We start from the raw sequence: 23594 nt of genomic DNA on the forward strand, positions 1-23594 counted from the left end.
ATTGGTGCGTGATTGCAGATATGAATGGGCCTGATCGTCGTTGTGCCGTCCTGGGCGACCCCATCAGCCATTCCCTTTCGCCACTTTTGCATAGATCAGCCTATGCTGCGCTTGGCCTGGACGGCTGGCGCTACGACCGTGTGCGCATGGACACCGACGGCCTGGCGGACTTTATCCATGGCCTTGACCCCTCCTGGTCCGGTCTCAGCCTGACCATGCCCTTGAAGAGTGCAGTCGGCCCCTTGGGCGATTTTCGTGACTGCTGGTCCAGGACCCTGGGCGTAGCCAACACCGCAGTCTTCGAGCAGGGCGGCCCCGCCAATGGGCTGTCCCTGTACAACACCGACGTGGAGGGGATTGTGGCTGCCCTGCTGGAGGCTGCCGACCGCTGCCGGGCCGACGAAGACCCTGACGATCTGGCCGCCCTGCTGAAGGCAGCAGGTCAGGGTCGGCAGGACCGGCTTCCTGACCAGCCGTATAGGGGAGCGCAGGCCCTGGTCATCGGCAACGGGAACACCGCCGAGTCCGCCTTCTGCGCCTTGAAGGTGCTGGGGGTCGTGCGTGTGGATCTGCTGGCCCGCAATCCGAAGCACTGCGACCATATGCTGGACCTCGCTTCCCGATTGGACCTGCCTGAGCCAACCGTCACCGCCATGGACCAGGCAGAGGCAGCCGAAAAAGCCTTGACCGTGGCCGATATTGTCGTCTCCACCCTGCCTTCGGGTGCTGCCGACCCCCTGGCCAATCTGCTCAACAGGGCTGACGGCCATGGTCGCATGAGCCCGGTCCTGCTGGATGTGGCCTATGACCCCCGGCCCACCCCGCTCATGAGGGCCTTCTGCCGACGGCCGGGCGCACGGGCCATCAGCGGCGAACGGATGCTGCTCTATCAAGCCGTGCGTCAGGTGGCGCTGATGACCGACCGACCCCTGGCCGCAGTTCCGGTGGCCGCTATGGACCAAGCCTTGAGGGAGGCATGAGGATGACGACGGAAAAACCGCCCTTCGCAGGCTTCGAGGTACTGCTGATCACGGGCATGTCCGGCGCAGGCCGCTCCCGCGCCGCCGACTCCATGGAGGACATGGGCTGGTATGTGGTCGACAACATGCCCCCGCGCCTGCTGGTGCCCCTGGTCGACATGATGACCTCGGCCGGAAGCTCCCTGCACCGCCTGGCTGCCGTCATCGACGTCCGTTCCCGCTCCTACTTCGACGACCTGTCGGCCGTGCTCAGCCACCTGGACGACCTGGGCGTGCGCTGTCGCATCCTTTTTCTGGATGCCTCCGACCAGGTGCTGGTCAAGCGCTACGAGTCCGTCCGCCGTCCCCACCCCCTGCAGGGCTCGGGCCGCCTGATCGACGGCATCCATGAGGAGCGCCGCCTGCTGGGCGGGCTCAAGGAACGTGCCGACATGGTCATCGACACCTCCAACCTGAGCATCCATCAGCTCTCCACCCGCCTGTACGAAATGGTCCTGGGCTCCGGCCCGACCACCGTGGGCGTGCACATCATGAGCTTCGGATTCAAGTACGGCCTGCCCATCGACGCCGACTTCGTGGCCGACGTGCGCTTCCTGCCCAACCCCTACTGGGTCCCCGAGCTGCGGGACCTGAACGGCCATGACGGCCCGGTCCGCGACTATGTGATGGCCAGCAAGGGCGCCAAGGAGTTCCTGGATGCCTACACCACAGCCATCTTGACCGCGCTCAGCGGCTATGCGCGCGAGGACAAGCACTATGTGACCATCGCCTTTGGCTGCACTGGCGGACAGCACCGCTCGGTGGCCATGGCGGACGCTCTGGCCGCCCGTCTGCGGTCCCGGGGAATGGAGGTGACGGTCTCGGCCCGCGAGCTGCCGCACCGTTCCCGCGGATAGCCAAAGGCGCAATTTGTCCAAGATATTCGGTATCACAGTAATCCGGTGGTCGGCGCGGCAGGTGTGTCGCGCGGCCGAGCAGTATTCATTTTTCAGTATTTTTTCGTAGGAGGACGGCTCTTGGCCCTACTTGATGATGTCAAAAGCGAGCTGGCCGCGATTGACAACGAACCCCCCTCTGCCAAGAAAGCACAATCGGCGGCCATGATCCGCTTTGGCGGCGGACTGCACATCATTCAGCGTCACATCGTGGTGGAAGCGCAATTCGACTCCCTGCCGGCAGCGCAGTGGTTGCAGAACACCATCAGGGACGTCTACGGCCATGATTCCGATCTGATCCAGGTCAAGCGGCAGGCCCCAACCGGCAACCTGACCCGCTATTCGGTCCGCGTGCTGCGGGCGGGCGGCGCCCTGGCCCTGCAGACCGGCCTGCTGGACCGTCGCAAGCATCCGGTTCGCGGTCTCCCCGCCGACATCGTCTCCGGCAACATCGCCCAGGTCAAGGCCGCCTGGCGAGGGGCCTTCCTGGCCCATGGCGAGCTGTCCGACCCGGGCAAGGCCTCCTACCTGGAGATCGTCTGCCCTGGATCCGAAGCTGCCCTGGCCCTGGTGGGCGCCGCCCGCCGTCTGGGCATCAACGCCAAGGCCCGCCAGGTGCGCAGCTCCGAGCGCGTCACCCTGCGCGACCCGGACGTCATCGAACGCATGCTCAACCTGATGGGCGCCCCCAAGTCCTCCCGTGAATGGACCGGCAAGCGCAGCGACGGTGAATCCCGCGGCAAGGCCAACCGCCTGGCCAACTTCGACGATGCCAATATGCGCCGCTCCGCCAAGGCCGCCGTCGAGGCCAGCGCCAAGGTCACCAAGGCCTTCCAGATTCTGGGCGACGACATCCCCGAGAACCTACGTGCGGCCGGCCAGCTTCGTCTGGACCACCGTGAGGCCTCCCTGGAAGAGCTGGGCCGCCTGGCCGACCCGCCGGTCACCAAGGACGCCATCGCCGGACGCATCCGCCGTCTGCTGCAGCTGGCCACCAAGGTCGAAAAGAAGAGGGCCGAGGAAGAGGCCACACAAGAGTGAGATAGCTCACACAGGTCGGTCTGCCTGAGTACCATGGCAGGGGAGCGGGCGCATGGACCCGCAGTCAGAAAGGATACGCATGAAAACACTGAAGAGCCTCGGTGATCTCAAGGGCAAGCGCGTGCTCGTCCGCGCGGACTTCAACGTGCCGCTGGACGGCACCACCATTACGGACGACGGCCGCATCCGCGCCGCCTTGCCAACCATCGAGCAGCTTCGTGGCCAGGGCGCCAAGGTCATCCTCATGGCCCACCTGGGTCGCCCCAAGGGCAAGGTCGTTCCCGAGCTGAGCCTGGCCCCCGTGGCCGCCCGCCTGGGCGAGCTGCTGGGCGTGCAGGTCCCCCTGGCCGAGGACACCTACGGTCCCGATGCCCATGCCAAGGTGGCCGCCATGAACGACGGCGACGTGGTTCTGCTGCAGAACGTGCGCTACAACCCCGAGGAGACCAGCAAGGACGAGGCCGAGCGCGACGCCTACGCCCGCAAGATCGCCGACCTGGGCGATGTCTTCGTCTCCGACGGCTTCGGCGTGGTCCACCGCGCCCAGGGCTCCAACTACTCCGTGGCCAAGTTCCTGCCCTCTGCCGCAGGCCTGCTGGTCGAGAAGGAAGTCAAAGCCCTGTCCAAGGCGACCGAGAACCCCGAGCGGCCCTTCACTGTGGTCCTGGGCGGCTCCAAGGTCTCCGACAAGCTGGGCGTCATCGAGAACCTGCTCAGCAAGGCCGACCGCCTGGTCATCGGCGGCGGCATGGTCTTCACCTTCCTCAAGGCCGAGGGCTACGAGGTCGGCTCCTCCCTGCTGGAGGAGGATCAGGTAGACACCGTCAAGGGCTACATGGCCACCGCCCGCGAGAAGGGCGTGGAGCTGGTTCTGCCCACCGACATCGTGGCGGCTGACGAGTTCAAGGCGGATTCGCCCCATCAGGTGGTCCCTGCCGACGGCATCCCCGCAGACAAGATGGGTCTGGACATCGGTCCCGACTCCCAGAAGCTCTTCCACGACAAGATCGTGGACTCCAAGACCGTGGTCTGGAACGGCCCCATGGGCGTCTTCGAGTTCCCGGCATTCGCCGATGGCACCCGGGCTGTGGCCCAGGGCCTGGTCGATGCCACCAAGGCCGGAGCCTTCACCATCGTCGGTGGCGGCGACTCCGCCTCGGCCGTGCGCAACCTGGGCTTCCCCGAGGATGGCTTCTCGCACATCTCCACCGGCGGCGGCGCCTCCCTGGAGTTCCTTGAGGGCAAGGAGCTTCCGGGCCTGAAGGTGCTGGAGTAAAATCGGCAGACAGACGGGCAATGCCGGGTCACCGGGTTTCGCATCCGGCGGCCCGGCATTGTTGTTGCGAGGATGGAAAGGTCTGGTATGGCACGCATTCCCTTGGTGGCCGGCAATTGGAAGATGAACTTCGACCACCTGGAAGCCACCTATTTCGTGCAGAAGCTGGCCTGGCTCCTGCGCGACGCCCACTTCGACCGCAGGCGCTGCCAGGTGGCTCTGATGCCCGCCTTCACCGCCCTGCGTTCCGTCCAGGTGCTGGTGGAGGCCGACAACCTGCCCATCGAGTATGGGGCCCAGGCCGTCTCCGTGACCGCCCAGGGGGCCTTCACCGGGGATGTGTCCGCGGACATGCTGGCTCAGCTGGGCTGCAGCTACGTCATCGTGGGCCACTCCGAGCGGCGCAAGTACCATCCTGAGGACGATGCCAACATCGTCGACCAGGTCCGTGCCGTCCTGGCTGCGGGCATGAAGCCCATCCTCTGCGTGGGGGAGAGCTACGAGGAGCGCCGCCAGGGCATCCAGCTGGACTTCGCCGTTGGCCAGGTCAATGACGTCACCCGCGATCTGGCCAAGGAGGACATGGAAAACCTGATCGTGGCCTACGAACCGGTCTGGGCCATCGGCACGGGCATGGTGGCCACCCCGGACACCGCCCAGCAGGCCGCCAGGGCCATCCGCGACCATATCTCAAGCAAGTTCGGGGAACCGGCCGGCCAGGCCGTGCGCATCCTCTACGGCGGCTCGGTCACCTCCAAGAACGCCTCCCAGATGATCACCCAGCCGGACGTGGACGGTTTTCTGGTGGGCGGCGCCTCCCTGGATGTGGAGGAGTTCGCGCGAATCGTGCGACTGGCTGCCAAGGGCTGATGCGTTTTTCCCTGGGTGTCTGTATACTTGTTCCCAGTTCCTTACATGGAGGTATGTGCCGTGACCATTGTCAAGATTGTGCTCGAAGTCGTTGTGATCCTCGCCAGCATACTGCTGACCATGCTGATTCTGTTGCACAAGGGCAAGGGCGGCGGCCTATCCGATATGTTCGGCGGCGGAATCGGCTCCAACGCGGGCACCTCGGGCGCAGCCGAGAAGAACCTGAACCGGCTGACCATTATCGTGGCCCTGATCTGGGTGGCCATCATCATCGCCTTGGATCTCATTTCCAAGTACAAGCTGGCCTGATCCCTGCAGACAATACCTGAAATACCTGACCCCGGCATCGACCGGGGTTTTTCCATATCTAGGCGACTTTAGTGCAAGGTCCATAGTCCTTGACTATTACCACAATATGTCATTCACAATGCACCGATAATCCAACGATCCAGCCGGCTGACGGATAGAGTGAGTAACTGTGTGCCGAATTAGCGGCATATCACACGTTGTCGTGCAAGCTAAGCGAGCGAAAGGATGTGCTCATGGCTGAGCAAGCTGCACCGAGCCTGGAGGGCTGGTTCTGCCTCCACCTCTTCTGGAAGATCGATTGGGCCAAGTGGCGCCGAGTGCCCCAGGACGAGCGCCGGGAATGCCTGGATGGGTTCAAGGCCCTGGCCGCACAGCTGGACGAGGTCCAGTCTCAGGGCAAGGGTAGCCACTACTGGTGCCAGGTCAACGGGCAGAAGGCCGACCTGGGCCTGATGGTTCTTAGGGAGACCCTGGATCAGCTGCAGGAGGTCGAGACCTCCCTGGAGAAGCTGCGCATCGCCGATTATCTGGAGCCGACCATCTCCTATGTGTCGGTCACCGAGGTGGGCCTCTACTCGGGCGAGCCGACCACGGACCGTGGCTGGTCCTACGTCAACGCCAGTCTGCATCCCAAGACGCCCGACAAGCCCTACATCTGCTTCTATCCCATGTCGAAGACCCGGGTTCCCGGCGCCAACTGGTACACGCTGCCCTACGACCAGCGCAAGGCCTACATGCACGACCATGGCAAGATCGGCCGTTCCTACGCCGGCAAGGTCTCCATCATCCTGACGGGCTCCATCGGCCTGGACGACTATGAGTGGGGCGTCACGCTCTTCGCCGACGACCCTGTCCAATTCAAGAAGATCGTCACCGAGATGCGCTACATCGAAGCCAGCTCCATCTACGGCGAATTCCCCTACTTCCTGGTAGGCACCCGGACCGATCCTGAGCGCATCGACAGGCTGCTCACGGACCAGTTGGGACAGTAACACCATGACGACAAGAGAGCGAAGATCGATCCTTTCCACGCCCATATGGTTCTTCATGGTCATCGTCTTCATCACCCAGCTGGATGGGGGAGCGGTGCCGACCATGCTGCCGTCCATCACACGGACCTTCGGCCTGACCACCATGGGCTCCTCCTGGGTGGTCGGACTCTACACCCTGGGCCTGGTAGTGGGCACCCCCATCACCTCCAACCTCTCCGACGCCCACGGGACCAGGAAGGTCTTCCTCTGGGAGCTGGCCTTCTGGTTCCTTGGATGTCTGATGACGGCGGTCTCGCCCAACTATGCGGTCATGCTGCTGGGCCGGTTCATCCAGTCCCTGGGAGACAGCGGCATCATGGTCCTGTCCATGAACGTTCTGCTGCAGCGCGCCCGCAGGAACAACCAGGGCAGGAAGGTCTCCACGGTGGGCATCATCGCCGGCCTTTCCGCCATGGTCAGCCCGGTCCTTTCGGGCATGCTCCTGGGCATCACCCACGGATGGCGGGCCTACTACTTCATGATGCTGCCCTTCCTGGCCATTTTGTTCATCCTGGCCTGGTTCATGATGGGCGACTCGAAGACCGACCGCGCCTGGAAGACCGACTACCTGGGCCTGGGCTCCTTCAGCATCGCTCTGGCCCTGCTGATGGTGGCGATCACCTTCCTGCAGTACGGCACGACCTATCTGGGCCTGATCATCGGATGCCTCCTGGTCACCGTGGTGGCCGGCGCGGTCTTCCTGGTGCATGAGCGCAATCTTGGCGGTTCAAGCGAGACCATGCCCTTCCTGCCCATCCGCCTGCTCAAGCTGCCCTCCTATGGGCTCACCCTGCTGCTGGGGACCCTGGGAGGCATGTTCTTCTCCCTCTTCGTCTACATTCCAACCTACGTCCACTCCGTCTTCGGGCTTCCGGTCCGCTCGGCCGGCATGGTCATGGTCGGGGTCGGGCTCGGCTCTGTGGTCGGGTCCTGGCTGGGCGGGCTCCTGGTCGACAAGTTCGGCTACCGGACCACGCTCGTCTTCTCCTCATCGCTGATAGGCCTGATGGCCTTGGTGATCACCCTGACCCTGCACAACCTGCAGCTCTTCATGGTCCTGTCCTTCCTGATGGGGGTGGGCATGGGCTCCATGATGTCCTCGCCGCTCCAGGTCATCGCCGGAAGGCTGGCCGGGCCCGAGAACCGTATGCAGGCCATCGGCGGGCTGTCGGCCTGCAAGAAGATCGGCACCACCATCGCCCCGCTGCTCTTCGCCTCGGCCATTGAACTGGGCAAGGCGGGCGGAAAAGCCGGGCTGGCCTCCTACAGGAACATGTTCCTGGTGGTCATCGTCATCGCCCTGGTCAATATCGGCCTGACATACTGCATTCCATTTTCACAGAAAGAAGTTGCTAATGACTGAACCTACAGCAGTCCTCCTCATGGCTTACGGCACCCCCTACCAGGAGTCCGACATCAAGGGGTACTACACCAATATCCGCCATGGGCAGGAGCCGCCCAAGCCGCTCATGGACCAGCTGGTCGGCCGCTACAAGGCCATCGGTCTGCCTTCGCCCCTGGCCAGGATCACCACGGCCCAGCGCGACGGTCTCCAGGCTGCGCTGGACAAGGCCCACCCCGGTGCCTACAAGGTCTACGAAGGACTCAAGTACATCACTCCCTTCATCAAGGACGCAGTCGACCAGATTGCCGCCGACGGCATCACCAGGGTCATCGGTCTGCCCCTGGCCCCGCAGTACTCCTCCTATTCGAGCGAGGACTACCACAACCGTGCCCGCAAGGCCGTCGAGGCCCATCCGGGCATGGAATACCTGCCCGTGAGGTCCTGGTGGAACCACCAGGACCTGATCCACTTCTGGAGCGATCAGTTGGTGGCCAAGAAGGAGCTGACCGACCGGCCGGATACCAAGGTGATTTTCAGCGCCCACTCCCTGCCCCTGCGCATCATCCAGGGAGGGGACCCCTACAAGGATGAGGTCATCGGTCTATCCAATGCCGTGGCTCAGGCCGCCGGTCTCAAGGAGGACCAGTACGTGCTGGCCTGGCAGTCGGCAGGCCGCACCCAGGAGCCCTGGATCGGACCTGATTTCGTCACCGTGGCCAAGGATCTGATCACCAAGAGCGGCATGAAGACCATCGTCTCCGCCTCCATCGGCTTCATTGCCGACAACCTGGAGATCTGCTACGACGTCGATCAGGAGCTGGCCAAGGCCATCGAATCCGCCGGCGGCACCCTGACCAGGCTGAACATGCCCAACGACAGTCCCGCCCTGATTGCCACTCTGCAGCATGTGGTCGAGGAGACCAAGGCAGAGTAACTGATACCAACGAGTAACTGATATCAATTGTGCCCCGTCCGGTTTGAACCGGACGGGGCACAATTTTTAATAGCTGTGACTGTCAGTCAGCGACTGTCAGTCAGGCGCTCAGCCGTTGACGCGGTCGATGCCCTTCTGCACGTCGGAGAGGACCGAATCCCAGGAGTTGATGAAGGCGGCGACGCCATCGGCCTCCAGCTTGTCGGTCACGTCCTTGATGTTGATGCCCAGGTCTGCCAGCTTCTGCATGATCTGGTGGCTCTCCTCGTAGGTGCCCTCGATGGAGGGGGCGCCGTTGCCGTGAGCGGCCAGGGCCTCAAGGGTCTTCTCAGGCATGGTGTTGACCACGTCAGGGGCCACCAGCTCGTCCACGTACTTGCAGTCGGAGTAGGCGGCGTTCTTGGTGCCGGTGGAGGCCCAGAGCGGACGCTGACGCTTGGCGCCCTTGGCTTCCAGATCGGCCCAGCGAGGATCCTTGTCGAAGGCCTTCTCGAAGAGCTCATAGGCCAGGCGGGCGTTGGCCACAGCGGCCTTGCCCTCCAGGGACTTGGCCTCGTCAGAGCCGTTGGCCTCCAGCAGCTTGTCAACCGCAGTGTCCACGCGGGAGACGAAGAAGGAAGCGACCGAACCGATGTGCTTCAGGTCCTTGCCGTTCTTGTCGGCCTGGGCGATGCCCTCGATGAAGGCGTCGATGACCTGCTGGTAGCGCTCCAGGGAGAAGATCAGGGTCACGTTGACCGAGATGCCCTTGGCCAGGGTGGCGGTGATGGCGGGCAGGCCCTCCAGGGTGGCAGGAATCTTGATGAAGGCGTTGGGACGGTCAACCTTGTTCCAAAGCTCTTCGGCCTGCTTCTCGGTCTCTTCGGTGTTGTGGGCCAGACGAGGATCGACCTCGATGGAGACGCGTCCATCCACGTAGTCGGTCTTCTCGGCGACCTCGCGGAAGATGTCGGTGGCGTTGCGCACGTCGGTGGTGGTCAGCTCGCGGACGGCCTCCTCGACGGGGATGCGGCCCAGCTGCTTGAGCTGTTCGTCATAGGGACCCACCTGGCTCAGGGCCTTCTGGAAAATCGAGGGGTTGGTGGTCACGCCCACCACATTGCGCTCGGCGATCAGCTGCTGCAGATTGCCCGACTCGATGCGGGTGCGGCTCAGATCGTCCAACCAGATCGAGACACCTGAATCGCTGGTGCGCTGGGTGTTTGCATTTTCTGCCATCTTGTCACTCCTTATTTGGGTTCCCGATGGAATCACATTCACTATGCACTACCGGGAAGTCTGTTGCTGTATTCCCGCAGACCCGCGTTTCGGGCGTGCCTGCGGGGGAGGGGGCCGGCGTCGCGGACGGCCCCCGATTGATCACGATGCCGGGTTCAGCGGGCCCGACGGACTTCCTCCAGGGAGGCCTGTGCTGCTTCGACCACATGATCGGCGGTGATGCCCAGGTCGCGCATGTTCTCGTCGCCGCTGCCCTGCAGGCCGAACTGCTCGATGGAGACGGGCTTGCCATAGCTGCCCAGGTACTTGTACCAGGGCGTGGCCAGTCCGGCCTCGACGGAGACGCGGGCCTTGACGGAGGCGGGCAGAACGGCTTCCTTGTACTCGTCGTCCTGCTCCTCGAACCACTCCAGCGAGGGCACAGAGATGACGCGGGCCTTGACGCCCTGCTCAGCCAGGGTCTTGGAGGCAGCCACAGCGTGCTGCACCTCGGAGCCGGTGGCCATGATGAGCACATCCGGCTGGCCTTCGGTGTCGACCAGCACGTAGGCGCCCTTGCGCACGCCTTCGCGGGCCTTGGCCTTGGTCTCCTCCAGGGTGGGCACGCCCTGCCTGGTCAGGATCATGGCCGTGGGGTGGGTGTTGTCCTTCTCGAAGAAGGCGCGGTAGGCCTCAGCGGTCTCGTACTGATCGGCCGGGCGCACAACCTCCATCTGGGGGATGGCGCGCATGGCGGTCAGGTGCTCGATGGGCTGGTGGGTGGGGCCATCCTCGCCCAGAGCCACGGAGTCGTGGGTCCAGACATACAGGTTGGGGATGTCCATCAGGGCGGCCAGGCGCACCGAGGGGCGCTCATAGTCGCTGAACTGGAAGAAGGTCCCGTTGTAGGGCCTGGTGTCCGAACCCAGCAGGATGCCGTTGGTGATGGCGCCCATGCCGAACTCACGCACGCCGAAGTGCAGCTGGCGACCGTACTTGCTGGCCTTGGGCCACTGGACGGTCTTGTCGGCCTCGGGGGCGAAGGAGACGGCACCGTTGATGTTGGTGTTGTTGGAGCCGCCCAGATCGGCGGATCCACCCCAGAGCTCGGGCATGATGGGGGCCAGAGCGTTGATGACTGCGCCGGAGGCCTTGCGGGTGGCCACCTTGGAGCCGGGCTCGAAGCCAGCCTCCAGGTCGTCCAGGGCCTTGTCGAAGCCCTCGGGCAGCTTGCCGGCATGGATGCGGTCGTAGAGGTCGGCCTTGTCGGGGTTGGCCTTGCGCCAGGCCTGGTACTTCTCGTCCCAGTCCTTGTGGGCGGCCAGGCCGCGCTGGGCGACCTCGCGGGCGTGGGCCAGGGCCTCCTCGTCGATCTGGAAGCTCTGCTCAGGGTCGTAGCCCAAGGTCTTCTTCAGGCCGGCGACGGCCTCGGCGCCCAGGGCTGAGCCGTGGGCTGAAGGATCGTTGGTCTTGCCGGGGGTGGGCCAGGCCATCAGGGTGTCCACCTTGATGAACTTGGGCCGGTCGGTGACCTGCTCGGCCTTCTCCAGGACGGCAGCCAGACCCTCGACATCCTCCTTGTAGGAGCCGTCGGGCTGGATGAAGCTGAACTCGTCGGTGTACCAGCCGTAGGCCTGGTAGCGCTTGAGGATGTCCTCGCCCAGGGCGATGCGGGTGTCGCCCTCGATCTGGATGTGGTTGGCATCGAAGATGACGGTCAGGTTGCCCAGGCGCTGGTCGCCGGCCAGGGAGCTGGCCTCGGAGGAGACGCCCTCCTCGACGTCGCCCTCGCCGCAGATGACCCAGACCTTATGGTCGAAGGGGGACTGCCCCTCGGGCGCGTCCGGATCCAGCAGACCGCGCTCGTAGCGCTGACCATAGGCGAAGCCCACGGCCGAGGCCAGACCCTGGCCCAGCGGGCCGGTGGTCATCTCGATGCCGGGGGTCAGGCCGTACTCGGGGTGGCCGGGGGTCCTGGTGCCGGCGGTGCGGAAGCGCTTCAGATCGTCCAGGGTCAGTCCGTACCCGGAGAAGTAAAGCTGCACGTACTGGGTCAGCGAGGCGTGGCCGCCGGAAAGAATGAACCGATCACGCCCAACCCAGTCGGGGTCGTTGGGGTCGTGCCGGATGAAGTGCTGGTAGAGCGCGTAAGCGATGGGCGCCAGCGAAATAGGGGAGCCGGGGTGGCCGCTTCCGGCCTTCTCGACCGCGTCGGCCGAGAGGACCTTGGCCATCTTGACAGCCCGCTCATCGAGTTCGGACCATGTGAAATCTGCCATATGGTGCTGCTTTCCTTCCAATTCAGAGGTCTTCATGTTCGACTTGTGTCGAAAATGTTCGATTACCTTCACATTGCGTTTCCATCGTATCGGTTCGAGACGACACAATTCGGCTCTTCGCGCGACATTTTGGCACTCTCATGGCCCGAGTGCTAATAATGAAACCATGACGGAAGGAGCGACATTGCCTAATACCAGACGCATGCTGGTGCTGCGCGCGGTCGTCGAGGACTATATTCGTTCTCGCGAGCCGGTAGGGTCAGGTTCGCTCACCAGAAATCATCAGCTTGGAGTCAGCTCCGCCACCGTGCGCAACGACATGGCGGCCCTGGAGAGCGAGGGCTACCTGGTCCAGCCCCACACCTCGGCCGGCCGCATCCCCACCCAGAAGGGCTACCGTTACTTCGTCGACAGGCTGGCCACCATCGTGCCCCTGTCCGCCGCCCAGCGCCGGGGGATCAACGCCTTCCTGTCCGGGTCGGTCAACCTGGAGGACACCCTGCAGCACGCCGCCCGGCTTCTGGCCCAGATCACCGGGCAGATCGCCGTGGTGGCCTCGCCCTCCCTGGCCAGCTCGAACCTGCGCCGGGCCGAGCTCATAGGACTGAGCCGGGGGACCGTACTTATGGTGGTCATCACCGACACCGGCCGGGTGGTCCAGCGCACCCTGCACGGGCCCCTGCAGGAGGACCCGAACGCCCTGGCGGACCTGTCCGACAAGATCAACCGACAGTGCCAGGACCTGCCCCTGGACCGCGCCGCCGACCGCTGCCGCATGCTGGCCGACTCCCTCACCGAGGGCCGAGACAAGTCCATGCTGCGCCTGGTGGCCACGGTCTTCGACGAGATGGCCACCCGGGAGCAGACCAGCGGCCTCTACATGGCCGGCACCTCCCAGCTGACCCACAGCCAGGCCGTCTCCCTGGGGGACCTGGGCTCGCTGCTGGATGCCCTGGAGGAGCAGGTGGTGCTCATGCGGCTCATGCGGGCCCAGAGCGAGCTCTCGCGCGAGAGCAACGGAGTCAGCGTGGCCATCGGCACCGAGACCCGGACCCCGGAGCTGGCCCACGCCTCGGTGGTGACCAGCGGATACGGGCATGCCCGGTCCAGGCAGACCGACGGCTCCGAAGCGGACGAGCCCGTGGCCTTTGTGGGCTCCATCGGTCCGACCCATATGGACTATCCGGCGACCATGAGCGCGGTTCGTGCCGTGGCCTCCTATCTGACCGGTTTCCTGGCCGGCGACGGGGAGCCGTGACCGTCAGGGCAGCAGCATAAGTCATAGGTATCGTGGGCCCATGCAACTATGGGTCGAGAGGGCATCAAACGAAAAGGATGATCGGTGGCAGATTACTACGAGGTTTTGGGAGTCGAGCGCGGCGCGAGCGATCAGGACATCAAGCGTGCCTATCGCAAGATGAGCCGCAAGTACCACCCGGACATCGCCGGGCCTGAATACGAGGACAAGTTCAAGGAGGTCAACAGCGCCTACGAGGTGCTCTCCGACCCCGAGAAGCGGCGCATGTACGACGCGGGCGTGGATCCCAACGATCCCCAGGCCTCCCAGGGGGGCAGCCCCTTCGACATGGGCGACGTCTTCAACCAGTTCTTCGGCGGCGGCTTCGGAGGCACCACCCAGGGGCCCATTCCACGCACCCAGCCGGGCCGGGACGCCCTGGCCCAAGTCTCCGTGGACATGAAGACCGCCATCTTCGGCGGCGTGGTGCGCACCCCCATCAGCACCTACGGCCTCTGCCAGGAGTGCGGCGGCTCGGGGGCCCAGAAGGGGACCTCCCCAGTGACCTGCCCGGTCTGCAACGGCAAGGGCTATGCCCAGAAGGTGGTGCGGACCCTGCTGGGGCAGATGATGAGCCAGGCACCCTGCGAGCGGTGCGAGGGCCACGGCACCATCATCGAGCACCCCTGCCCGGTCTGCAACGGTCACGGCCGTGTGCGCACCCGTCGCGAGGTGGGCGTCAACGTGCCCGCAGGCGTGGCTGACGGCTCCCGGCTGCGGCTGGCCTCCCAGGGCGAGGTGGGCGAAGGCGGCGGTGCCGCCGGCGACCTGTACATAGACATCACCATCAAGCCCGACAAGCACTACACCCGCAGCGGCCAGGACCTGCACTGCTGGATCGCCGTGCCCATGACCTGGGCCGTGCTGGGCCACCAGGTCGACCTGGAGACCTTCGACGGCCAGCGCCAGGTGGACATTCCCGCCGGCTGCCAGCCTGACCAGGAGATCACCATCAAGGGCCTGGGCGTCACCAGGCTCGGCAACCGGGAGGAGCGCGGCGACATCATCGTCCACGTGCTGGTCCAGATCCCCACCAAGCTGGACGACGATCAGCGCCGCCTGATTGAAGACTTCGCCAACAGCCACGACTCCGAAGCCAAGCAGGTCCCGCAGAGTGCCAAGCCTGCCGGAGTCGGGGGCCGCAAGGGGATCTTCGGCAAGCTCAAGGACATCTTCAGCTGAGTCGGCTGAGTCAGCCCAGCAGCGACCTGCACATGGACCGGTACTCGCTCACATAGCCACCGCCGAAGAAGGCGCAGTGCCCGGCGATGGCGTAGAGCTGCCAGAGCGTGGTCCGGTTCTGGTAGCCGGCCGCCAGGGGATGCACGCTCTGGTAGCCGTCCAGAATCTGCCCCAGGTAGGGGATGCCGAACAGCTGCAGCATGGCCAGGTCCTCCTCGCGGTGGCCGCCGTGGGCCGCAGGGTCAATCAGGACGGCCTGGGTGTTCCCGTCGTTCCTGGTCCACATGACGTTCCCGCTCCACAGGTCCCCGTGGACCCGGGCGGGCTTGTCATTGGCGGCTGCGCCCAGCAGCTCCGGCAGGGCCTGGATCACCTCTTCGGTCATCTTCATGTCCTCGCGGTTCAGGGCGCGCCGATCCATGGCCATGCCCACCATGGGCTCCAGCCGCCCCTTGGCCCAGTAGGTGGCCGGGTCGTCCCAGGCACCCACGTCCATGGGCAGCGGATCCTGCAGGGGTCCGAAGTAGCAGGTGCCCGTGTAGCCCTCGGGCGCGGAGCCGAAGTGGTCGGCCCCGGCATCATGCATATGGGCCAGCTGGGCGCCAAAGCGGTAGGCCGCGCCGGGCGTGGGGGAGGCGGAGGTCACCTCTTCGATGTCCAGGTAGTCCGGGCCCCAGTCGTAGACGTCCACCACCCGGGGACCGCCCTGCGCCTGGGCCTGGCCCAGCCATTGCAGCCCGCGCCCCTCGCACTCGAAGAATCCCGCCGGGGCCCCGCCCCTGGATTTTCTGTAGGTCTTGGCCATGATGATCCACACCCCTATTCGTCGAGTCGTCGATTCCGACAAGACCCATTGTGGGCATTCTGCGAGACATGCCCGGCCCTTGGCTCTGCCTGCCCTGCGCGGTGGCTATGCTTGCCATTGTTGTCCGACATAGCAAGAGGGGTCCATGAATTTCTTCGAAGCCATTCTGTTCGGCCTGGTGCAGGCCCTGACGGAGTATTTCCCCGTCTCATCCAGCGCCCATATCCGCATCGTGGGCGGCCTGCTGGGCCAGGACCCGGGCGCGGCCTTCACGGCCATCATCCAATTCGGCACCGAGCTGGCGGTCCTGCTCTACTTCCGGCATGACATCGCCCGCATACTGACCCACTGGTTCCGCTGCCTGGCCGGCAAGGACGGCTCCTCCTGGCGTGAGCGGATGGGCTCCAAGGACCATGACGCGGCCCTGGGCTGGTACATCATTCTGGGCACCCTGCCCATCGTGGTGGCGGGCCTGCTCTTCCAGAAGATCATCGAGACCAAGCTGCGCAACCTCTGGATCACCGTGGTGGTGCTGATCGTCTTCGGCCTGCTGCTGGACTACTTCGACCGCCACGGCCGCCAGAACAAGGAGATCCGCCAGATGAGCGCCCGGGACGCCCTGCTCTTCGGCATCGGGCAGATGCTGGCCCTGATCCCCGGCGTCTCCCGTTCGGGCGGCACCATGACCTTCGGCCGCGCCCTGGGCTACACCCGCGAGTCCGCCACCCGGGTCAGCTTCCTCATGGCCATCCCCGCCGTCTTCGGCGCCGGCATCCTCGAGACGGTAAAATCCTTGAAGAACATCAACGCGGACGCCGCCTTCCCCGGCTGGGGGGCCACCATCTGCGCCACCGTGGTCAGCTTCCTGCTGGGATACATCGTCATCATCGCCTTTTTGAAGATCGTCTCGCGCTTCTCCTACCGGGGATTCGTCATCTACCGGATCGGCCTGGCCATCTTCGTGGCCATCATGCTCATGGTTGGCGCCCTGCCCGCAGTGGGCGGCGTGGCGGCAAGCTGAGCCTGGGTGAATTGCCGGGGGATTCGACGCTCGGATGGCTGCATGATACGATTTGCTCATGCGCTGCCCATGGTTGCGGGGGACTGGGTCAGCCAAGCGTTTGAATCCTTTGGGGAGGTTTGCTGTGGTTTCGTCGTCGACGTCTGCCGGTTCTCGTACGCATGGGTTTGGCCTGCGGTCGCTCATGTCAGCAATGGTGCTGATACCCTTGCTGCTGACCGGCATGGCCACCGGCACCGTCTTCGCCTCCGGCTCAGATGTCAACGGGGGGGGGGGGTCGTTATACCGCTCAGGTAGATAACGGTTCCCTGAGCGATCTCCAACCGACCAGTCTGCCTTCCCCGTCGCCGCTGACGACGTCATCTGTTTCTTCTTCCCCTGTTCAAACCCCGACAGGTTCTTCCCAATCCCTTGGAATCTCGCCATCCAGCTCTTATTCACTTGCTGGGACCCAGTCTGCTGCTGATGCTCATACTGTGGTGTTCGACCCTGCCGATGGAAGCAAAACGGAACATGTAACTGTGCCGGATGGCTCCTTGGCGTCGCCTCCTGCCGATAATCCGAAGCGCGACGGCTACCGTTTCGACGGCTGGTCCGAGCATGACGCGATGATGGATTTCCGCACCCCGATCACCAGGGACATCACCTTGAAGGCCAAGTGGACCCCGGTGACTGACTGGGCGCTCAGCCCCGACCATGGTCCGGCTTCCGGCAGCACCAGCATCACCATCACACCCCCGAGTGCGGACTCACCATCGTTCAGCGCATTGGAAGCCCATGACGACAAGCTGATCGGCGTGACCGGCGATGGCCGCCTGTACATCTGGACATCAAAGGCTGAAATGCCTGTTCAGGTGCCATCGCCTCAGGGCGAACGCGGTGACGTGCGATTCATGACTGGGATAGTTGGCCATGACGGCTTTGCGGCCTTGAGCAGGGACCACCGCATCTACACCTGGAGCAAAGGCGGGGATACGCCTGCCCTGCTTGACGCAGATTCCACGACGTACACCAGCATTGCCATGGCTTCTGACCACCTCGTAGCAGTGGATCAGGATGGCGGTATACGCACATGGACCAGCATGGGGAAGCCGACAGGAAAGGCCATAAGTCTGCCCAACCAGGCCTCAGCAATGAAGGTGGCTGGCAATGCTGATCGCCTGCTCGCCATGGACAGCAAGGGCAAAATCTGGGCTTGGAAGCCGGATGCCATTGATACCGCTCAGATCCAACTCGTCAAGATTGATCACCGAATTGTTCAGATATCAGCCACGGATCATGGCTTTGTGCTTCTGGACTCAACCGGCCAGACCAGTTATCTGGACAACAGACAAACCCAGCCAGAATTGCTGATTGTGTCCGACCATTCTGCCGTCGCAGCAATAAGCAGTGATGCTGCACAAGCGGCATTGGTTGATTCCAAGGGTCTTGTCTGGGCCTGGAAGCCCGGCGAAGCCCCCATGCGCGCGGATGATGGGAGCCAGCAGTACGTGCGGGCCGCCGCTGACGGCGGCAGGATCACCGCCATCAGCAGGCAGGGCGGCATGCTTGCGTGGAGTCTGGACGGGCAGGGCCAGCCCGGCAAACCCGACAGGCTAGGCACCGCACAGGCGCCCACCCTGGCATCAGCCAGCCTGGACGGCCAGCCGCTCAAACTCACTGCGAAGAACGATGCCTGGCAGGTGCAGATCCCCGCCCGCAAGCCCGGACCAGCCGCCATCCTTATCACGGGCAGGCAGGACGGGCAGCCTTTCGCCAGGAGCCTTGCGTACACGGTCGACCAGCCGCTGGCACGGGCTGCTGAACCAGGATCCGCGTTCACGGTCCGCTTCGACACGGGCGGCGGAAACCCGAAACCAGCGGACCAGCATGTCCCCGCCCCGTACGGGAGGGTCAAGCGCCCCTCCCCCGACCCTGTGCGGGAAGGCTTCCTGTTCGACGGCTGGTTCACCGGTCAGATCGCCTATGATTTCAGCAGGCCCGTCGACAAGGACCTGACCCTGGCCGCCCACTGGACGCCGGCAAGCCGGAACACCAAGTGGAGCATCAGCCCCAATAAGGGCAGCCAGCTGGGCAGGGAACCCGCCACCATCACCCCGCCCGACAACGCCAGCCGCGGCATCAGATTCAACCAGATCAGCGGATCAACATACGACGGTAGTACTTCCTATGGTTTTTCCTTGGCGGTGGGCAGCGACGGGAACGCCTACGCCTGGGGATACAACGGCGATGGCCAGCTCGGCGACGGGACAACCACCAGGCGGACTACGCCGGTCATGGTGAGGATGCCTGACCGCAGCACGTATCCGGACCTGCCTGCGGATTTCACCTACCTGCAGGTCAGCGCCGGAGCCTCTCATTCCCTGGCCCTGGGCAGCGACGGCAACGTTTACGCCTGGGGAGACAACGGCCATGGCCAGCTCGGCGACGGAACGACCACCGACCGGCATGCGCCGGTCATGGTGAGGATGCCCGACCGCAAGACCTACCCGGACCTGCCGGAGGATTTCACCTACCTGCAGGTCAGCGCCGGAGCCTGGCATTCCCTCGCCCTGGGCAGCGACGGCAACGTTTACGCCTGGGGATACAACGACTCTGGCCGGCTCGGCGACGGGACGAGTAGCCGCCGGTATGCGCCGGTCAGGGTGAAGACGCCCGACCGGAAGACGTACCCGGACCTGCCAGCGGACTTCACCTACCTGCAGATCAGCGCCGGATACTCTCATTCCCTGGCCCTGGGCAGCGACGGCAACGTTTACGCCTGGGGATACAACAGCAGTGGCCAGCTCGGCGACGGGACAACCATCGAGCGGCATGCGCCGGTCAGGGTGAAGACGCCCGACCGGAAGACCTACCCGGACCTGCCAGCAGACTTCACCTACCAGCAGGTCAGCGCCGGAGGCAATTATTCGCTGGCCGTGGGCAGCGACGGGAACCCCTACGCATGGGGATGGAATATCGTTGGCGAGCTCGGCGACGGGACAGGCAACGACCGGAATGCGCCGGTCAGGGTGAAGACGCCCGACCGCAACACGTACGTGCAGGTCAGCGCCGGATACGATTATTCGCTGGCCGTGGACAGCAACGGATACGTATATGCCTGGGGATGCAACTTGTATGGCCAGCTCGGCAACAACGACAGCAGCCGCCCCAATGTGAATCGGGTTCCTGTGCGCGTGCGTGACCCCGCCAAACCTACTGATACGGGCAAAGGACTGAAGGCCACACAGGTCAGCGGCGGACACCATCATTCGCTGGCCGTGGGCAGCGACGGCAACGCCTGGGCATGGGGAAACAACCAGTATGGCCAGCTCGGCGACAACACCACAAACACCAGGTTGGTTCCTGTGCCGGTGGTCTTCAACCTGCAGCTGGTGATCACCGGTGTCAGATTCGACCAGACCGCCGTATCAGGTTTGACGCGCGGTGATGGCAATAGCGTCACCGTGTTCACGCCTGCGCACCAGCCGGGCATGGTCACGGTCAGCGTGGACTACACGCTGGGCGGCGCACCCCAAACGCCGGACACTTCTCTCCGATACACGTACCTGCCTGCAGGCGTGCTCCCCCGCGCCGGTGGGGAGGGCATCCTGCTCGCCCTGGCCACCGGCATGACCGGCATGGGCGGGGTCCTCGCCTCACGACGCCACCGGCAGGAAACACGCCGACTATTGCACGCTTCGCACGAGTAAGAAAGGCCGGGCGGCGTATCAATCCCCCCGCCCCCGGCCCATACAGGGGGAGCAGGGAGGAAACGTGTCATCTAAGGCTCAAACCCCAAGAGAGCCCGACACTTTCCTCCCGCGCCCCCACCACACTTCTGCAGGCGGAAGCCGAGGGGCAGGCATGCACGCCCCCGTACCAGCCCGGGAGAGAGGGAAACACGGCCAGGCCGACCATGGGCACACAACCCCAGCCAGCCTGGCCGCTGTTTGCTCATTCCATTATGTGCCCCACATAAGCCAGTTCGATATCTTTGGCAAAGTCGCTTTCAGATCAAGCCGACACCAAAACACGTGACCAGCCTCACATTGTTCATGCATTATGTCCTAGGCACGCCACAGGTACTTATCCTCAGCTGCTGAATCACTCGGTTCCCCAGGATTACCAGGTTTCCCCTCTCATCCTGTCCTGCAGGGTTCGTGGGAAGCGGCTCCCTTGTGGCATCGAGTCCGTTACGACTGGCCGGGTTTGCGAAAAGCAAGATTCAGCCGCTTTCGTGCGCTACCATGAAAACTCCTTCGGTACTTCGGCTCTCCTGCGGCCTCAATAGGCCGTATGCAACGGACAGAAGTGCGCAAAAGAAGGTCTAATATACGGGAGTAGAGGAGGCCGATTGGCTGGTATGGAGGTGATGGACCATATCACGCCATCCAATGCCTTTCGCTTCCCGCAGCACCAACCGGTGGCTACAAGCCGCCCTGTTAGGATGTTGAGGATCAGCCATGCATTTCACAGTAGACAACCTTGAAGAGGTATTTCCCCTGGCAGAATTCATAGCCGATTCCTTCGGTCCCATGGCCGAGATTGTGGTGCATGACATCACCCGCCCGGAGAATTCCATCGTCTTCATCCGCAACGGCCAGCTCTCCGGACGCTCCCTGGGCGACGGGATTACCGACCAGACGCTCCAGCTGGCCATACGGGCCGACCAGGACGGGGCCGACTTCGTCTCCGACTACCGTGGGCGCCGCCTGAACAAGCATGAGTTCCGCGTCTCCTCCTACCTGATCCGCAACCAGGAGCAGACCGTCATTGGCCTGCTCTGCATCAGCATCAACATCACCGAGCTGCAGCAGGCGGCGCATGTGCTGCAGACCCTGTCCTCGATCGATTCCAACGATGTGCAGATCTCCACCGAGACCTCCCGCCGCCACGTGAGCGAGGAACCTGCCGAGAACATCCGCAGGATCACCAGGGATGAGGTCCGCCAGTTCAACATCCCCATGGACAAGCTGACCAAGCAGGACAGGCTGGACATCATCCGCAACATCAAGGACCGGGGCATCTTCCTCATCAAGGGCGCGGTAGGCATCGTCGCCCCCGAGCTCAAGATTTCGATCCCCACCCTCTACCGGTACCTGCAGGCCCTCAAATAGGGCCTAAAAAGTAAAACCTCCGGCGGCAGGAGAGGGGGGTATATTTCTGTGCCGCCGGAGGAGCTTTACAGCACGGCCGCCGCCACTGGCGACAACCGGAACGTGGTCGCACATACAGACCACGCAAGTATTTCATAGGTAAAACAGGGAGCCCACAGTTTCCTCAAGCTGTGATGCAGTGCAGAATCAGCCAGGCTAGTTACGTGCCCTCATTGGCCTAGGCCTTTCTTCATGCTATCACCTCTTCAAGGATGCATCAGGTACTCCCGTTTCTGGCAGGTCCCCCGACCTGTTGCTAAGAGCAAATTATCACAAGGTCCCGGACATGCTCAACACTCCGTTCGCTATCCGCCATGACAACCGGCATTGCAGGCGCCAGACAGTGCGCAATTGAGCGGATACGACCACTGTAGGTGAGCATGAAGAGCAAACCTCGTTTGTATTGGTAACAATAATTTATTACCTAAATTCCTGCAGAAGGAATCATTAGTCGGGGATCATGGGGAATACGATCACTGATAATTCAGAAGGTTTGTAGGCTGCCGATCGCTGACTGAAAACTGACCTTAGATGAAAGATAGGGGAGAGGGGAAAATCCAGGTGGGCGATGCAGGAATCGAACCTGCGACCCCTTCGGTGTGAACGAAGTGCGCTAGCCGCTGCGCCAATCGCCCGGATTGGGAAAGACCACCGAAGTGATCCTCGTGGGCGATACTGGATTCGAACCAGTGACCCCTTCCGTGTCAGGGAAGTGCGCTACCTCTGCGCCAACCGCCCGGGTCATTCTCGTTTCGAGAGAGAGGTGGGTACGAGAGTCGAACTCGTCTATACGGCTTTGCAGGCCGCTGCCTAACCGCTTGGCTAACCCACCGTATTGGTTAAACTGCTCGAAACCTCGAGCGGGCAACGGGACTCGGACCCGCGGTCTCGACCTTGGCAAGGTCGCGCTTTACCAACTAAGCTATGCCCGCACTTTCAACTTTCACCGTGGTGGTGACTGCCGAAGCACGTTGCACTACTGTAGCGTAGACCTCCGCACTTGGCAAAAAGCGCGTGTCGCCGCGTCATAGAGCCACCCTCCGCTGATGGCAAAGCCGCGAAATACAAGGCTTCCTACCGGTAGGGTGAGAGGTATGAGTGAAGAAGCCAGGCAGCACTGCACCATGGTGGCCGCCTTCGATGGCTGGAACGATGCGTGCTCAGCCTCGACCAACGTCATCCGCCACCTGTTGAACGTCTACGAGTCCCACGAGATCGGCAGCATTCCGGGCGACGGGTTCTACGACTACCAGATGTCACGGCCCATGCTCTGCCATGTGCAGGGTCGGCGGCGGATCATCTGGCCCTCTGCCAAGATCTACCGGGTGCAGATTGATGACACCCACACCCTCCTGCTGGAGATGGGCCCGGAGCCCAACTACCACTGGAGCGACTTCTGCCGGCGCAGCATTCACTGGGCCGAAGACGATGAGGCCGAGGCCATCATCACCCTGGGCGCCATGTTCGCCGACTGCCCCCACACCAGGCCCCTGCCCATCGACGACCTGGCCGGCGACCAGCCCAAGACCGACACCGACGGCCACTCCGGCCCCATAGGCATCCCCACCGTCCTGGATGCCCTGGCCACCCAGGACGGCTACAGCACCGAATCCATCTGGGTCTCCGTGCCCCAGTATCTGGGCAGCGACGAGTGCGCCCAGGGCACCCTGCAGCTGCTGCAAAGGCTCTCGGCCATGCTTGGCGTCCACCTGGACGAGGGGGAGCTGCCCCGCAAGGCCGCCGAGTGGAAGGCCCAGGCCGGCATGCTGCTGCGCTGCAACGACGACCTGGCCAACTACGTCCACCGTCTGGAGATGGATGTCGACCAGGCCCAGGTGGACGAGCCGGCCGCCGAAGAGCTGGTCCGGGAAGCCGAGGATTACCTGCGCTCCATGGGCAACAAAGGCCCCTCCTTGTCTGAGTGACGACCTAGGCTGTGGCTCGATAACCATGT

General features: G+C 63.6%; 18 protein-coding genes and 4 tRNA genes. 15 read left to right on the forward strand and 7 right to left on the reverse strand.

Annotated features, from left to right (window positions below):
- Nucleotides 1-20: 20 nt before the first annotated feature.
- The 9 genes from AC0AII_RS04105 to hemH all read left to right on the forward strand — a co-directional run bounded on the left by AC0AII_RS04105 (nucleotide 21) and on the right by hemH (nucleotide 8721).
- The gene (locus AC0AII_RS04105) at nucleotides 21-980 is read left to right on the forward strand and encodes a shikimate dehydrogenase family protein (RefSeq protein ID WP_490446230.1); all 960 of its coding nucleotides are present in this window, start codon (nucleotides 21-23) and stop codon (nucleotides 978-980) included.
- Nucleotides 981-982: 2 nt separating this feature from the next.
- Entirely contained in the window at nucleotides 983-1876 is an 894-nt protein-coding gene (gene rapZ, locus AC0AII_RS04110; protein WP_101432393.1) for an RNase adapter RapZ, read from the forward strand.
- A 120-nt stretch (nucleotides 1877-1996) separates the two neighbouring features.
- Nucleotides 1997-2956, forward strand: coding sequence for a DNA-binding protein WhiA (gene whiA, locus AC0AII_RS04115; protein WP_144085587.1), 960 nt, complete (start codon nucleotides 1997-1999; stop codon nucleotides 2954-2956).
- Nucleotides 2957-3035: 79 nt separating this feature from the next.
- Nucleotides 3036-4232 carry a phosphoglycerate kinase gene (locus AC0AII_RS04120; protein ID WP_313841966.1) on the forward strand — a complete coding sequence of 399 codons (1197 nt, stop codon included), beginning with the start codon at nucleotides 3036-3038 and terminating at the stop codon, nucleotides 4230-4232.
- 87 nt (nucleotides 4233-4319) lie between these two features.
- Entirely contained in the window at nucleotides 4320-5102 is a 783-nt protein-coding gene (gene tpiA / locus AC0AII_RS04125; protein ID WP_490446231.1) for a triose-phosphate isomerase, read from the forward strand.
- 60 nt (nucleotides 5103-5162) lie between these two features.
- Complete coding sequence (gene secG, locus AC0AII_RS04130) at nucleotides 5163-5411, forward strand: preprotein translocase subunit SecG (RefSeq protein WP_045924434.1); 249 nt, start codon at nucleotides 5163-5165, stop codon at nucleotides 5409-5411.
- A 233-nt stretch (nucleotides 5412-5644) separates the two neighbouring features.
- Nucleotides 5645-6403, forward strand: a complete 759-nt coding sequence (hemQ, locus tag AC0AII_RS04135; protein WP_490446232.1) for a hydrogen peroxide-dependent heme synthase — start codon at nucleotides 5645-5647, stop codon at nucleotides 6401-6403.
- Between the two features lie 4 nt (nucleotides 6404-6407).
- Nucleotides 6408-7805, forward strand: coding sequence for an MFS transporter (locus tag AC0AII_RS04140; RefSeq protein ID WP_490446233.1), 1398 nt, complete (start codon nucleotides 6408-6410; stop codon nucleotides 7803-7805).
- The gene (hemH, locus tag AC0AII_RS04145) at nucleotides 7798-8721 is read left to right on the forward strand and encodes a ferrochelatase (RefSeq protein ID WP_490446234.1); all 924 of its coding nucleotides are present in this window, start codon (nucleotides 7798-7800) and stop codon (nucleotides 8719-8721) included. The genes AC0AII_RS04140 and hemH overlap by 8 nt, the downstream gene beginning before the upstream one ends.
- 108 nt (nucleotides 8722-8829) lie before the next feature.
- On the opposite strand, the gene tal is transcribed toward hemH, so the two are convergent.
- On the reverse strand, nucleotides 8830-9939 hold the full coding sequence (tal, locus tag AC0AII_RS04150; RefSeq protein ID WP_024628055.1) for a transaldolase: 1110 nt from the start codon (nucleotides 9937-9939) through the stop codon (nucleotides 8830-8832).
- Nucleotides 9940-10094: 155 nt separating this feature from the next.
- Nucleotides 10095-12197, reverse strand: coding sequence for a transketolase (tkt, locus tag AC0AII_RS04155; RefSeq protein ID WP_198200551.1), 2103 nt, complete (start codon nucleotides 12195-12197; stop codon nucleotides 10095-10097).
- Between the two features lie 184 nt (nucleotides 12198-12381).
- On the opposite strand from tkt, the gene hrcA reads away from it, so the two are divergent.
- Together hrcA and dnaJ are read left to right on the forward strand one after the other, a co-directional pair.
- Nucleotides 12382-13455 carry a heat-inducible transcriptional repressor HrcA gene (hrcA, locus tag AC0AII_RS04160; RefSeq protein ID WP_144085722.1) on the forward strand — a complete coding sequence of 358 codons (1074 nt, stop codon included), beginning with the start codon at nucleotides 12382-12384 and terminating at the stop codon, nucleotides 13453-13455.
- An 84-nt stretch (nucleotides 13456-13539) separates the two neighbouring features.
- Nucleotides 13540-14676: a molecular chaperone DnaJ gene (dnaJ, locus tag AC0AII_RS04165; RefSeq protein WP_490446235.1), complete on the forward strand. Its 1137-nt coding sequence runs from the start codon at nucleotides 13540-13542 to the stop codon at nucleotides 14674-14676.
- Nucleotides 14677-14686: 10 nt separating this feature from the next.
- On the opposite strand, the gene AC0AII_RS04170 is transcribed toward dnaJ, so the two are convergent.
- On the reverse strand, nucleotides 14687-15481 hold the full coding sequence (locus AC0AII_RS04170) for a fructosamine kinase family protein (RefSeq protein ID WP_490446236.1): 795 nt from the start codon (nucleotides 15479-15481) through the stop codon (nucleotides 14687-14689).
- Between the two features lie 145 nt (nucleotides 15482-15626).
- On the opposite strand from AC0AII_RS04170, the gene AC0AII_RS04175 reads away from it, so the two are divergent.
- The 3 genes from AC0AII_RS04175 (at nucleotide 15627) to AC0AII_RS04185 (ending at nucleotide 21601) form a co-directional block, all read left to right on the forward strand.
- Nucleotides 15627-16502: an undecaprenyl-diphosphate phosphatase gene (locus tag AC0AII_RS04175; protein WP_029678827.1), complete on the forward strand. Its 876-nt coding sequence runs from the start codon at nucleotides 15627-15629 to the stop codon at nucleotides 16500-16502.
- Between the two features lie 257 nt (nucleotides 16503-16759).
- The gene (locus tag AC0AII_RS04180; RefSeq protein ID WP_490446237.1) at nucleotides 16760-20194 is read left to right on the forward strand and encodes an RCC1 domain-containing protein; all 3435 of its coding nucleotides are present in this window, start codon (nucleotides 16760-16762) and stop codon (nucleotides 20192-20194) included.
- A gap of 753 nt (nucleotides 20195-20947) precedes the next feature.
- A complete protein-coding gene (locus tag AC0AII_RS04185; protein ID WP_101432380.1) occupies nucleotides 20948-21601 on the forward strand; it encodes a helix-turn-helix transcriptional regulator in 654 nt (217 codons plus the stop codon).
- 601 nt (nucleotides 21602-22202) lie between these two features.
- On the opposite strand, the gene AC0AII_RS04190 is transcribed toward AC0AII_RS04185, so the two are convergent.
- The 4 genes from AC0AII_RS04190 to AC0AII_RS04205 all read right to left on the reverse strand — a co-directional run bounded on the left by AC0AII_RS04190 (nucleotide 22203) and on the right by AC0AII_RS04205 (nucleotide 22572).
- Nucleotides 22203-22275, reverse strand: a tRNA-Val gene (locus AC0AII_RS04190).
- Between the two features lie 31 nt (nucleotides 22276-22306).
- Nucleotides 22307-22378: transfer RNA gene (locus AC0AII_RS04195), tRNA-Val, on the reverse strand.
- 23 nt (nucleotides 22379-22401) lie between these two features.
- Nucleotides 22402-22472, reverse strand: a tRNA-Cys gene (locus AC0AII_RS04200).
- Between the two features lie 27 nt (nucleotides 22473-22499).
- A tRNA-Gly gene (locus tag AC0AII_RS04205) sits at nucleotides 22500-22572 on the reverse strand.
- A gap of 162 nt (nucleotides 22573-22734) precedes the next feature.
- On the opposite strand from AC0AII_RS04205, the gene AC0AII_RS04210 reads away from it, so the two are divergent.
- A complete protein-coding gene (locus tag AC0AII_RS04210; RefSeq protein ID WP_015021823.1) occupies nucleotides 22735-23565 on the forward strand; it encodes a PAC2 family protein in 831 nt (276 codons plus the stop codon).
- Nucleotides 23566-23594 lie beyond the last annotated feature (29 nt).

The sequence above is a fragment of the Bifidobacterium sp. VU/mBH4 (B4) genome (assembly GCF_058199535.1).